Annotated in this window: 11 protein-coding genes and 1 pseudogene; 9 read left to right on the top strand and 3 right to left on the bottom strand. The window is 47.2% G+C overall.

Annotation, left to right across the window (positions count from 1 at the left end):
* The first annotated feature begins 6 nt into the window (after positions 1 to 6).
* The 3 genes and pseudogenes from ACV7NC_RS11890 (at position 7) to ACV7NC_RS11880 (ending at position 3045) form a co-directional block, all read left to right on the top strand.
* Positions 7 to 675, top strand: a complete 669-nt coding sequence (locus ACV7NC_RS11890) for an IS1595 family transposase (RefSeq protein ID WP_458152788.1) — start codon at positions 7 to 9, stop codon at positions 673 to 675.
* A 26-nt stretch (positions 676 to 701) separates the two neighbouring features.
* Positions 702 to 1553: a PhoH family protein gene (locus tag ACV7NC_RS11885; protein ID WP_458152786.1), complete on the top strand. Its 852-nt coding sequence runs from the start codon at positions 702 to 704 to the stop codon at positions 1551 to 1553.
* Between the two features lie 90 nt (positions 1554 to 1643).
* A pseudogene (locus tag ACV7NC_RS11880) lies at positions 1644 to 3045 on the top strand (IS5 family transposase).
* A gap of 362 nt (positions 3046 to 3407) precedes the next feature.
* Here the strand turns inward: ACV7NC_RS11880 and ACV7NC_RS11875 are convergent.
* On the bottom strand, positions 3408 to 4799 hold the full coding sequence (locus ACV7NC_RS11875; protein ID WP_458154928.1) for an alkaline phosphatase PhoX: 1392 nt from the start codon (positions 4797 to 4799) through the stop codon (positions 3408 to 3410).
* Positions 4800 to 4895: 96 nt separating this feature from the next.
* Here ACV7NC_RS11875 and ACV7NC_RS11870 point away from each other — a divergent pair, with 96 nt between their 5' ends.
* The 4 genes from ACV7NC_RS11870 (at position 4896) to ribD (ending at position 8291) form a co-directional block, all read left to right on the top strand.
* Positions 4896 to 5093, top strand: a complete 198-nt coding sequence (locus ACV7NC_RS11870) for a hypothetical protein (protein WP_458152785.1) — start codon at positions 4896 to 4898, stop codon at positions 5091 to 5093.
* Positions 5094 to 5205: 112 nt separating this feature from the next.
* Positions 5206 to 6453, top strand: coding sequence for a serine hydroxymethyltransferase (glyA, locus tag ACV7NC_RS11865; protein WP_458152784.1), 1248 nt, complete (start codon positions 5206 to 5208; stop codon positions 6451 to 6453).
* A 52-nt stretch (positions 6454 to 6505) separates the two neighbouring features.
* A complete protein-coding gene (gene nrdR / locus ACV7NC_RS11860; protein ID WP_458152783.1) occupies positions 6506 to 6988 on the top strand; it encodes a transcriptional regulator NrdR in 483 nt (160 codons plus the stop codon).
* A 205-nt stretch (positions 6989 to 7193) separates the two neighbouring features.
* Positions 7194 to 8291 (top strand): bifunctional diaminohydroxyphosphoribosylaminopyrimidine deaminase/5-amino-6-(5-phosphoribosylamino)uracil reductase RibD, encoded by a 1098-nt coding sequence (gene ribD, locus ACV7NC_RS11855; RefSeq protein WP_458152782.1) that lies wholly within the window; start codon positions 7194 to 7196, stop codon positions 8289 to 8291.
* 7 nt (positions 8292 to 8298) lie between these two features.
* Here ribD and ACV7NC_RS11850 read toward each other — a convergent pair whose 3' ends face one another.
* Positions 8299 to 8859 (bottom strand): response regulator transcription factor, encoded by a 561-nt coding sequence (locus ACV7NC_RS11850; protein ID WP_458152781.1) that lies wholly within the window; start codon positions 8857 to 8859, stop codon positions 8299 to 8301.
* A complete protein-coding gene (locus ACV7NC_RS11845; RefSeq protein ID WP_458152780.1) occupies positions 8856 to 10127 on the bottom strand; it encodes an ATP-binding protein in 1272 nt (423 codons plus the stop codon). Before ACV7NC_RS11845 ends, ACV7NC_RS11850 begins: the two co-directional genes overlap by 4 nt.
* A gap of 572 nt (positions 10128 to 10699) precedes the next feature.
* Between ACV7NC_RS11845 and rpsB the strand changes: the two genes are divergently transcribed.
* Positions 10700 to 11422, top strand: coding sequence for a 30S ribosomal protein S2 (gene rpsB, locus ACV7NC_RS11840; protein WP_458152779.1), 723 nt, complete (start codon positions 10700 to 10702; stop codon positions 11420 to 11422).
* Positions 11423 to 11627: 205 nt separating this feature from the next.
* Complete coding sequence (tsf, locus tag ACV7NC_RS11835) at positions 11628 to 12512, top strand: translation elongation factor Ts (RefSeq protein ID WP_458152778.1); 885 nt, start codon at positions 11628 to 11630, stop codon at positions 12510 to 12512.
* Positions 12513 to 12540: the final 28 nt, after the last annotated feature.

Raw genomic sequence — 12540 nt, 5'->3', positions numbered from 1 at the left:
AGAAAGATGTTAAGAAATAGTAAATTAAGTGATTATTCTGTTAAAAAAATAATTCAATGTTTTAGCATTGATATACCAGCCAGCAAAACAGCGCTGCTGCTGGGTAAAAATCGTAACACGATTAATCGCTGGTATGGCATATTCAGGCAAGTAATATACCGCCATCAGACTGCCCTTAAAGACAAGCTGTTAGGTAGAGTGGAAGTTGATGAAAGCTATTTTGGTGCGAAACGGCATCGTGGTTATCACGGCAAACTCAAACGCGGTCGCGGTACATTAAAACAACCTGTATTCGGAGTGTTTGAGCGAGATGGCAGGGTATACACCGAAATAGTACCAGACTGTAAGCGCTTAACTTTACAAGCAGTAATACTAGGTAAAGTGTCCATTGAAAGTGTCATTTATAGTGATGGCTGGCGTGGTTATAACGGTTTGGTAGATGTAGGATACTCCAAGCATTTTCGAGTATCGCATGGTGACAATGAATTTGCCCGAGATGGGCATTGCCACATTAACGGTATTGAATCGTTTTGGAGTTTTACCAAGCGACGATTGGCAAAGTTTAACGGCGTATCAGTTAACTTTGAGCTGCATTTGAAAGAATCTGAATGGCGCTGGAAAAAACAACCTGATGAACTTGCTAGTGAATTATGGCAACTCGTTAAATATTTTTAACCTCTGATAGTCTAGAGCCAATCATATTGGTGACTAAAGACATCAACTTAAGGCTCAAAGCAAAATCTCTGAGTCTCGCTGCGGAAGACTTCCAAACCGGGAAAATCACCGATCTGGCGTCGCTGTATACCGGAAAAACTTTGATCACGGGATTGAGTAAGGAAATCATCGACCATATTTATACGCACGGCTATTGCTCCGCCGATGACATCGGTATCCGGAACCCTATTCCCAATCATTACTTTATCTTGAAAAATTCCCATACGTCGGTGCTGGTATTTTATAATTCCGTCACCCAGAGAATCGAACAACTGGAGAAACAACCCGCGTACCGGATCTGGCCGAAAAATGCCGAACAAGTCTTCGCTCTGCACGCACTCACCCATCCCGGCATCAAACTGATCACTTTACAAGGCGTGGCCGGCACTGGCAAAACCTTATTGGCATTGGCCGGGGCACTGGAACAAAAAAGACACTACAAGCAGATCTTGCTTTCACGTCCGGTAGTACCCCTCAGTAACAAGGATATCGGTTTTCTGCTCGGCGATATCGCATCGAAACTCGCGCCTTACATGGAGCCGCTATGGGATAACCTCAAATTCATTAAAAGCCAATTTAATGAAAAAGATAAAGAGTATAAAAAATTAACCGAAGCGGTTTCGCAGGAAAAAATCAAAATCACGCCACTGGCCTACATCAGAGGCCGAAGTATTTCAAATGTATTTTTCATAATCGACGAGGCGCAGAACTTAACGCCACATGAAGTGAAAACCATCATCACCCGCGCTGGAGAAAACACCAAAATCATATTTACCGGCGATATTTATCAAATCGATACGCCCTATTTAGTCGGTCCTGAAATATTCCTAAGCACTTGATATTAGTTATAAATACACTGTTCATTAGTGATCATAACGACCTGGAATGTTAAAATAGTGCTGTATTTCTGGTCGAAATGGTGATTAAAAATGCTAAGAAATAGCAGTACGATTCATCAACCGAATCTGTTTGGAACAGATTTACTGATGCAGCTTGATCCCGGTGATCCATTGCTGAAGCTTGCATCAGCGATACCGTGGCAAGGATTTGAGGAATCATTTTCGGTTCATTACACAGCAGCGACAGGAGCACCGAGTAAGCCGATCCGTTTGATGGTTGGGTTATTGATTCTAAAACAGTTAGAGAATTTGAGTGACGAATCGATAGTACTGCAGTGGAAGCGTAATCCTTATTACCAGGCTTTTTGCGGCATGAAAGAGTTCCAGCAGAAGTTGCCTTGTCATAGCACGGAGCTGGTACATTTTCGTAAGCGCATAGGCGCGGAAGGCGTAGAGCGGATTTTCCGGATGAGCGTTGGTTTGCATGGGGAATCGGCGCTGGAAGACGTCATTCATATTGACACGACCGTGCATGAGAAGAACATCACGTACCCAACGGATAGCAAACTGGCGATCAAGATTATCAATCGCCTCAACAAGATTGCCAAATCCCATGGTATTTTACAGCGGCGTACTTTTGTCAAAGAAGTGAAGTCACTGCGCCTGGATATCCGGCACTACCGGCATGTGAAGAAAAGAGCGAAAGCGAAACGAGCGTTGAAGCGACTCAGAACCATTGCAGGTATTCTGATGCGGGAGCTCAGGAGAGAACTGCCGCAATACTGTTTGTTTGAATGCTACCAAAAGGATTTTCTACGGTATGAGGGAGTATTACGGCAGCGACAAAACGATAAAAACAAGATCTACTCATTGCACGAACCGCAAGTGTACTGTGTCGCCAAGGGAAAAGACCACAAACAATATGAATACGGCAGCAAGGCATCGATAGCCAGTACCGCAAAAGGCAATCTGATTGTCGGGGTTGTCAGTCACGAACAGAATCTGCATGACAGCCATACATTACCGGAGATATTGCGACATGTTGAGATTTCGCGAGGGAAAGCTGCCAGGCAGGCCGTATGCGATCGCGGCTACCGCGGCAAACGTGAAGTCAATGGAACCCAGATCATTTTGCCCGGAAAGGCGCTCAAGAAGGATACCCGGTACCAGAAAGACAGGAAGCGAAAACAGTGCAGGAGGCGCGCCGCGATTGAACCCATTATCGGTCACCTGAAGTCGGATTATCGAATGGCAAGGAACTATCTGAAAGGCGCTGTCGGTGATCGCATCAACCTGCTGATGGCTGCTTGCGCCTGGAATCTGAAACAATGGCTGCTGGCCATTTTTTGGCTCTTTTTCCCGTGGCGAGAACGGATTCCTTGATGGAAATTTAAACTACAAGGGTATGCATTTTGATAGGTAGCCGTTTCCTCGGGCGGCTTTTCCAGATCAACAACTGTTGTCTGATACTTTTTCAGGGGCGACTATTTAGACTCGCAGAGCAATGGCTTATCTTATCTGATCGATAAAATTAAACATCATGACATCTATGCCCATATCCAGCTGGAAAAAGGCGAGCGATCCAATTTGGCCAATCTGGCGAATCAATTGCTTTGATTGCCGCCAAATAACTACTCAACCAGCTTGAGTAAATACAGTGGGCAGCAAGAAACCAAGGAATACTGACTCTTGGTTTCTTGCTGTGATCAGACATTAGTGAAGATAAAAGCTTTCGCTTTTCAAATCACTAATAAAGCACCCCGCCGCAAGCGGCGAGGTATTAAATGCGCTCTTCAGGCTGCTGGTCTTCAACCAACTTACGCCCCAAGGGGCGAGGAATTAAACCCGAAGAGATTAAATCTTTCTTCTTTTCCAGGCTGATGCGCTAATCAACCCCAATCCGGCCAGCAGCATGGCGTAGGTTTCGGGTTCCGGAACAGCCAGCATGATTAAGCGATCATCGCCGCTGGTTGGATGTTGCACATTCAAATAGGCGATATTGGGATTGAATTTATCGAAATAAAGGCCGGTCGGTTCAGCGCCTAAAGTCGATAACGATGCCCAGCGGCCAACCGATTCGGCGATACCATCGTGATTGGCATCAGTAGCAAACCAGATATCGGCGGAACCGCCCGGTTGATCTTCGACAATATAGATATTGCCTTCGGCATCGATCGCCAGATTATCCGGATTGTTGAATACCCCGCCTACACCAAGACCAGTCGCCAGATCCAGCGTAGCGGAATTGACAAACAGATTGGCGGTATTGCTGGCCAAGTTGAAAGAATACACTTCATCAGTGGTCGTAGTCGCCACGTAGAGGATCTGATCGCCGTTCGCCAATGTTTTAATTTCAAGATCTTCCGGACGCTGATAATTGGTACCATGCACGACATCGGCAGTCAAGCGGCCGTCGATGCTGCCGTCTGCGTTGAGTACCGATACGCCCGGAATCGCACCGCCATTGACATCGGATATCGGTTCCCAAGTAATAGCGCCGGTTGCATTGGAATTGCTGCCACCATCTACCAGCATTACGAATGTTTGCCCTGCGGCAAAATAATCGTCACCGTTAGTTGCATTGGGATTGGCCGATACAAATTTATAAATGCTACCGCCATTAAACTCATCGATAAAGTACATCGCATTGTTTTTATCAAACGCTAAGCCTTCGTGTGATACGCGTGGCAACAGGCTGCGATGGATAAAGTTGGAATCACCGGTGCCGGTCGCAGTCACGGAATTGGTCAATTCAAACAAGCGTCCTTTAGTACTACCGGCGCCCCACGATTCCTCTGCGGTCAGATAACTACCCCAAGGTGTCCAGCGCGATGCATCTCCCGCTACAAACCCTTGCGCACCGGGTGCAACCAGGGTTACGGTGCGGGTATTGTAATCAGGATTCCACAAATCAACCCGTTGCACACCCGCAGTACTGGTTTCAAATGGCATGAACAGATAGCGGCCCGCGTCAACACCGCTTTCATTGGCGGTAATCATATCCCAATTCCCGCTATTGGCTTGACCCTGTGCAAGCTGGTTGGCACGATTGGCAATTGAAATTTGTGTCCAGGATGCATTTCCAAGCTCTAAGGGGCTGGATTCCGGTAAAGATCCGCCGGGTACGCTGCTGGCCAACGGGGTAAAAGTATCAAAACCGGTGCTGGCCGCCATTGACTGTGTTGCTGCAACCATGCTGACGATCGCACCTGTTACTAATGTATTCAGTATTTTCTTCTGGAACATCATGTTCTCCCGAAAAGTAATCAAAAAATTCTTGTGGATAAGAAGTGATGTACAGGCAATCCGGCTGTCTGCGCTATCCGAACGGATAGATTTGTCATGCAGATCCTGGATTTTCCGGTGACCGGCTCACGCCGGAGATGGCTTTACAGTACGGAGGGCAGTATAGGCAGCCGGTATGACGTGGTTATTGCAGCGATGTTACGTAACGGAATTTTCGATGGACAGTTGCAAACAGTTATTTTTCAAGGAAATTCACAAGAATGGGGATCGAAAAACCACCTCAGCTGGTTATAAATTTTGTTCTCACCCTATTATCAGACTTTATTCCGATCAGCTATCAGCGTTTTAACAGGTAGTGATAAAATGCGATAATTGATTCTCAAAATTTCAAAGGATTGGTATCACCATGTTTTCGCAAAAACACACGATTGAAAATGTAGACCCGGATCTATGGCAAGCGATTAAAGGCGAGATGCAACGCCAGGAAGAGTATATCGAATTAATCGCTTCCGAGAATTACGCGAGCCCTGCCGTGATGCAAGCGCAGGGATCCGTGCTCACCAACAAATACGCAGAAGGCTATCCCACCAAGCGTTATTACGGTGGCTGTATGTACGCCGATCAAGTGGAACAATTGGCGATCGATCGCCTGAAAGCTTTGTTTGGCGCGGAATATGTCAATGTGCAACCGCATTCCGGCTCACAAGCCAATGCCGCAGTCTACCTCTCGGTGTTAAAACCGGGCGACACATTGCTTGGAATGTCCTTAGCCCACGGCGGCCATTTGACACACGGTTCGAGCGTCAGCATGAGCGGAAAAATTTTCAATTCTATTTCTTATGGATTGCATCCCGAAACGGAGTTACTCGATTACGACGAGGTGGAACGTTTAGCGCATGAACACAAACCTAAAATGATCGTGGCAGGCGCTTCATCGTATGCTCGCGTCATCGACTGGAAACGTTTCCGCAAGATTGCCGATGCTGTCGGCGCTTATCTGTTTGTCGATATGGCGCATTATGCGGGATTGGTCGCGGCTGGTTTTTATCCCAATCCGGTCGGCATTGCCGATTTCGTCACCAGCACCACGCACAAAACGCTGCGCGGACCACGGGGTGGCATCATCATGGCCAAGCCGGAGCATGAGAAAGCATTGAATTCAGCGATTTTCCCGCAAACCCAAGGCGGTCCGTTGATGCATGTGATCGCGGCCAAGGCGGTTGCTTTTAAAGAAGCTGCCAGCAAAGAGTTTAAGGATTACCAGGAACAAGTGATCGAAAATGCCCGGGTCATGGCGAAAGTGCTAACCAGCCGCGGATTGCGGATAGTATCGGGCCAGACCGACTGCCATATGTTTCTTGTCGATCTGCGCGCGATGAATTTGACGGGTAAACAAGCCGAAGAGTCGCTGGAACATGCGCACATTACCGTCAACAAAAACGCCATTCCCAACGATCCGCAAAAACCATTTGTTACCAGCGGTATCCGCGTCGGCTCACCGGCAATTACGACACGAGGCTTCAGAGAATTCGAGGCTGAGCAACTGGCGAATCTGATCGCGGATGTCTTAGCAGCGCCTGAAGATTCTGCGGTCATTTCCAGAGTGGCTGCCGAAGCCAAAAAAATGTGCGAGAAATTTCCTGTGTATGGATAAATTTCCCGTGGAAACATCAATCTGGCTTGATGCTTGTGGTCGTTAATCAATTATGAAATGTCCATTCTGCAACGCGGATGACACCAACGTGATTGATTCACGGGTAAGCGAGGATGGTCACAAAATCCGCCGCCGCCGCCGCTGCCCCGCTTGCGACAAACGCTTTACAACTTACGAAACCATCGAATTACGGTTGCCGCAAGTTGTAAAGCACGATGGCAGCCGTGCGGAATTCGACCGTAACAAATTGCTGACAGGTTTTCAGCGGGCATTGCATAAGCGGCCCGTCCCTACCAGCTATGTCGATGAAGCGATTGATCGTATCGTTCAAAAGCTGTTAGCGATGGGTGAGCGTGAAGTTTCGTCGCGAAGCATCGGCGAAAGCGTAATGGAAGAACTTTATAAGTTGGACAAAGTCGCGTATATCCGCTTTGCATCGGTATATAAAAGCTTCCAAGACGTTGACGATTTCCGCGATGCGATCAAAGAAGCGCAAAAGCAATACCCCACGATACCGACAAAAAAGGTATCTTGATTCCGCAAAGTATCATCACGACGCCACATACGGATCGTAGTTCAACCACAACTTCCTAGGGAAACGCTGAATAATTCGGAGAACAAGATGAGATGCAAAGCGGATGGAGCGCAGAAAATGAGATATATCATAGTGATAGGCGAATTTCCGAGCACCACCCAACACAGCAGATCGCCTGTGTAGCCAATTATTCAGCGTTTCTTAGATGTTTTCTTCCGCCGATCATGCTTTCATGTCTCATGCCCTGCGTTTGGCGGAAAAGGGGCTGTATAGCACGACACCGAATCCGCGCGTCGGCTGCGTCATCGTTCGCAATGAACAAATCATTGGCAGCGGTTGGCATGAGAAAGCTGGACAGCCACACGCAGAAGTCAATGCATTGGCAAATGCTGGAACTGCATCGCGAGGCGCAACCGCCTATGTGACTCTGGAACCCTGCAGTCATTTCGGGCGCACCCCGCCATGCGCCAATGCCTTGATTGATAGCGGTATTGCGCAAGTCATTATTGCTATGCAAGACCCGAATCCACGGGTAGCCGGGCGAGGCTGCGCGATGCTGGAGCACGCAGGGATCGCCGTTAAATCAGGTCTATTACAAGCACAAGCTGAAGCGTTAAACGTTGGCTTTATTTCGCGCATGGTGCGCAAGAAACCCTGGATCCGGCTAAAAACCGCCGCCAGCTTGGATGGCAAAACGGCATTGAATAATGGGATCAGTCAATGGATTACCGGTGAAGCCGCGCGACGCGACGGACATCGGTGGCGAGCGCGTTCTTGCGCCATTCTGACAGGTATTGGCACCATTCTTTCGGATGATCCGCAACTTTCCGTCCGGCATATCGAAACACCCCGTCAACCCCAAAGAATCATTGTCGATAGTCGCTTGGCGATACCGCTGGACGCTAAAGTGCTGCAAGGCGAAACCGAAACTTTCATTTTTACAGCGTGCGATCACGACCCGGAAAAAATCACCGCGCTGGAAAATATGGGAATCCGCACATTCATTTTCCGGAACACTGCGGGATCAGTGGACCTGAATAAAATGATGGCCCTGCTTGCCGAATTGGAAATCAATGAAGTACTGGTAGAAGCCGGCAGCGGCCTTAACGGTGCTTTAATCGAAGCCGGATTGGCAGACGAAATCATTATCTACCTCGCACCGCATCTCCTTGGTGATGCCGCAAGGGATATGATCCAGCTTCCTGAATTGACGAACTTGAATCAAAAAAAATCACTGAGGATCGAGGACTTGCGGTTAATCGGCACGGATATCCGCATAATCGCTTCTTTCAGTGCAAATTGATCGTTCACTATTCTTTGAGCGGCCTTTTGGCGAGTTTTCGTTGTAATGTACGGCGATGCATATTCAGTATCCGGGCAGTTACTGAAACATTGTTGTCATTTTCGGTAAGTATCCGCTGAATATATTCCCACTCCAATCTGCCAACCGATAACGGATTGGCACTGATCGGTATGCTGGATTCACCGGTGATCCGTTCAAAAGCAGCCATAATCTGGTCTGCATCAACCGGTTTCGCAAGATAATGGGTAGCTCCCAGCTTAATCGCTTCAACCGCAGTCGCGATGCTGGCATAGCCTGTGAGCATCACAATGCGGGTTCCCGGATCCAGCGCCCGGAGTTTTTCCACCAGTACCAGACCGGATTCACTGGATAATTTCAGATCAACGATCGCGTATTCCGGTGTCGATTGCTCGGAAAAATTCAACGCATCTTCAATGGTATGCGCGCAGGTGACATCGAAGCCCCTTTTTTTCATTGCTTTGGTCAATACTTCACAGAATACGGTATCGTCATCGACGATTAGCAAACTGGGTTTTTCGCTATTGTCGGCGGCCAGCAGATCATTCATAGCTGCGCCCCTCCTATCAACGGCAATACGACTTGCGTACAAGCACCGCCATTTTCCAGGTTAAACAATCTGACACTGCCGCCATATCGTTCAATATTGGCATTGGCAAGAAACAAACCTATCCCGAACCCCTGCCCAGGCGCTTTACTGGAAAAGAATGCTTCACCGGCACGCTGCAAGGCTTCGGGTGACAATCCCTTGCCATCGTCGATAATGTCAAGATTCAAAACCGATTGATCCCAATGACTGTTGATCGTGACGCATTCGGAAGATGCGTCGGCTGCGTTATTCAGTAGATTCAGCAATGACTGGCTCAATAATTGACTGTCCATAATTTTTGGTACCGGTTGCTCGCCGCTTGGCTGATAAGTAAACTTTACGGAAGGCCGGATCAACTTCCATTTATCGAGCACTTGCCGTAAAAACTCATCAATCGGCAACTCGCTGCCTTGTTCGGTCCTGCTTTGCCCCGCCTTGGCCAGCAAGTGGGTTAATGTTTGTTTACAATGCGTAATCTGATCCCGGAGAATATGAACATTGTTTTGAAACTCTGCATCATCCCGGTATTCTTGTTGCAATTCTCCGGTAATGACCGCCATCGTTGACAACGGGGTGCCCAGTTCATGCGCGGCGCCGGCTGCCAGCGTTCCAAGTGCGATGATCTGTTCATTGCGTAGCGCATGTTCACGTGCTTTGGCGAGGTCTTGATCCCGTTCGCGAATGGAAGCGCTCATTCTTACGACAAACCAGGCTATGATCACGGTACTCAACACGAAAGCCAGCCACATCCCGGATACATGCAACGCAAACTCAATCAAATGCTTGTTGTGATCATGCGGCAGCGGTATGTAGTTGAATAGCAACAAGGTATAGCAAGCGATCGTAATAATCGCCATGCTCCACGTATAGCGCCATGGCAACGTCGCAGCCGCAATGGTAAGCGGCAATAGAAACAAAGAGATAAACGGATTGGTAGATCCGCCGCTGAAATATAACAGAGCGCTTAACGCTAAAACATCAATCAGCAGTTGCGCAAAAAACTCCAAGTGCGATACCGGCCATTTCCGGCGTAATCGAATCCACGTTAACAAATTCAGTAAAGCCAGCAAGACCACGACACAAATCATCTCAGTCCAGGGTATTACAATATCAATCGTCCAATAGACGATGGCAAATGTGAGACATTGAGCAATGATGGCAATATTGCGAAGCAGAAATAAGCGTTGCAGGTTCTTGCTGAGAGGCGATTGACTTAGATCACTGAACATTCGATGGTAAGCACAACAAAATTTTTCCGGTTATCTTTGGAACATTAACGTAAATTCTTTGTTTTGGCTATGCGACAAATTGTCTCAGGTAGTTTTCAGCGCGAATTGACCGGTATAGGTAAAAATAGTCTTGAACCATCTATGAACCTTGTTGCTTTGGCTCTGAAAACTTTTAGAGATTAATGAGCACCGTCAAAATAGCCTGCATTCAGTCCCGCGTTGATCGTACATCCATCGAATTAACAAAGAGTGCTGTTCCTTTGCGTAGCGCTAACTTGAGTAGGTTTCAGAAAATGTTATAATTACAAGATAATTTGATAAATGCATCGTGCTAATCAAATTAAATTCGCACATCCCGTTTTGTGGTTTCGAGTTAACAGGCCGTTGAAAAACGTTTTCGAGGCAGCCGATACAAGGCTAAAACAGGCGAAAAAGCGCAGTTTATGCGGTATAAATGAGTATTTTGAGCTTGTTTTTAACACCGTAGCGGCAACGCAGATAGTTTTTCAACGGCCTGTTAAAGTTGGAAGTCGCTAAACGCGGGTGGAGGCTCAATCCTATAGGAGAAATTTATGTCAGTAACAATGCGGCAAATGCTGGAAGCAGGTGTTCACTTCGGTCATCAAACACGCTTCTGGAATCCCAAAATGGCACCGTATATTTTCGGTCACCGCAATAAAATTCACATCATCAATCTTGAAAAAACCTTGGTGATGTATGAAGAAGCCATGAAATACGTCCGCCAAATAGCAACCAAGCGAGGGGTCATTCTATTCGTCGGTACCAAGCGGCAAGCTCGCGACATCGTGCGCGAGGAAGCCATGCGCTGCGGCTCCCCTTACGTAGATCAGCGTTGGCTAGGTGGAATGCTGACGAATTTTAAAACGATCAAACAATCCATTAAACGCCTGCATGATATGGAAACGATGCTGAGCGATGGGACATTGGACAAACTCGTAAAAAAAGAAGCGCTGGACCTGCAAAGAGAATTAGATAAGCTTAACAGCAGTCTCGGCGGCATTAAGGAAATGAAAGGCCTTCCGGACGCGCTCTTCGTGATTGATGTGGGATATCAAAAAGGCGCTATTACTGAGGCCAGCAAACTCGGTATACCCGTCATTGGAGTCGTCGATACCAACCATAATCCGGATGGTCTGCAATACATAATTCCAGGAAATGACGACTCAAGCAGAGCTATCCGCTTGTATGCGCGAGGTGTTGCTGATGCCATTTTGGAAGGTCGGAATCAGTCTATCCAAGAGATTGTTGAGATGAGTGAAGAGGCGCAGCAATAAGCTTAAGCCTTCTCTATTCAGTCCTGAAATTGCTGGCGATTCGTGGCGGAAAGATCAAACATTTCACATTGATTCTTATGTATTCTGGTATTTGCCAGCAATAGAAAATGCTTTGAGTTAATTGAACTAAAAATACCGTCGCTATTTTTTCAGATTTAGTCCAGCAGCAATTTTTCATAAACTTTTCATTGTATTTGGAGCAAATATGGCGGAAATTACCGCGGGCATGGTTAAAGAACTTCGTGAGATGACAGGGCTTGGCATGATGGAATGTAAAAAAGCCTTGACTGAAACGAATGGTGATATGAAAGCCGCAGAAGATCTGTTGCGAATTAAGAGTGGTGCTAAAGCAAGCAAGGCAGCCGGAAGAATTGCTGCCGAGGGCGTGATTGGTGCATACGTCTCTGCGGATAATCAATGTGGCGCTCTGGTTGAAGTAAATTGTGAAACAGACTTCGTTGCCAGAAATGAGGACATTATCAATTTTGCCAAGAGCCTGGCGGAACTCGTAGCCACAAAGAATCTAACCGATATTGCTGCTTTAAGCGATGCCCCGTTAAAAAATGGCGAAACCGTTGAAGAAGCTCGCAAGGCTTTAATCATGAAACTCGGGGAAAATATCAGCATCCGGCGCAGCGGGCAGCATACAACCAAAGGCCGGCTCGCCTATTATCTTCATGGCACCAAGATCGGTGTGATGGTTGATTATACTGGCGGTGATGACAGCTTAGGAAAAGATATCGCGATGCATATCGCTGCCAGCAAGCCGATCTGTGTATCAAAAGATCAAGTACCGGCGGAGGTATTGGAACACGAACGCCAGATTTTTACCGCGCAAGCTGCCGAGAGCGGCAAACCCGCCAATATCGTTGAAAAAATGGTCGAAGGTAGAATCACAAAATATCTCGCAGAAATTACATTGCTGGGTCAGCCGTTCGTTAAAGATCCCGAACAGACTGTAGAGAAATTGCTGGCAAAAAAATCCGCTGCAGTGAATGGTTTTACGATGTTTGTGGTAGGTGAAGGAATAGAAAAGAAAGTTGAAAACTTTGCTGAAGAGGTCAAGGCGCAGATGGGGCAATCAAATTAAGATTCCCTTTCCACATACTTATCAAATA

The organism is Nitrosomonas limosa, assembly GCF_054188085.1.
This window is presented reverse-complemented; position numbering and strand designations above follow the sequence as displayed.

Excerpts from the sequence above, each read along its gene's own strand:
- ACV7NC_RS11890 (WP_458152788.1), top strand. The coding sequence starts at position 7 with ATGTTAAGAAATAGTAAATTAAGTGATTATTCTGTTAAAAAAATAATT.
- ACV7NC_RS11875 (WP_458154928.1), bottom strand. The coding sequence starts at position 4,799 with ATGTTCCAGAAGAAAATACTGAATACATTAGTAACAGGTGCGATCGTC.
- ACV7NC_RS11870 (WP_458152785.1), top strand. The coding sequence starts at position 4,896 with ATGCAGATCCTGGATTTTCCGGTGACCGGCTCACGCCGGAGATGGCTT.
- glyA (WP_458152784.1), top strand. The coding sequence starts at position 5,206 with ATGTTTTCGCAAAAACACACGATTGAAAATGTAGACCCGGATCTATGG.
- nrdR (WP_458152783.1), top strand. The coding sequence starts at position 6,506 with ATGAAATGTCCATTCTGCAACGCGGATGACACCAACGTGATTGATTCA.
- ribD (WP_458152782.1), top strand. The coding sequence starts at position 7,194 with ATGTTTTCTTCCGCCGATCATGCTTTCATGTCTCATGCCCTGCGTTTG.
- ACV7NC_RS11850 (WP_458152781.1), bottom strand. The coding sequence starts at position 8,859 with ATGAATGATCTGCTGGCCGCCGACAATAGCGAAAAACCCAGTTTGCTA.
- ACV7NC_RS11845 (WP_458152780.1), bottom strand. The coding sequence starts at position 10,127 with ATGTTCAGTGATCTAAGTCAATCGCCTCTCAGCAAGAACCTGCAACGC.
- rpsB (WP_458152779.1), top strand. The coding sequence starts at position 10,700 with ATGTCAGTAACAATGCGGCAAATGCTGGAAGCAGGTGTTCACTTCGGT.
- tsf (WP_458152778.1), top strand. The coding sequence starts at position 11,628 with ATGGCGGAAATTACCGCGGGCATGGTTAAAGAACTTCGTGAGATGACA.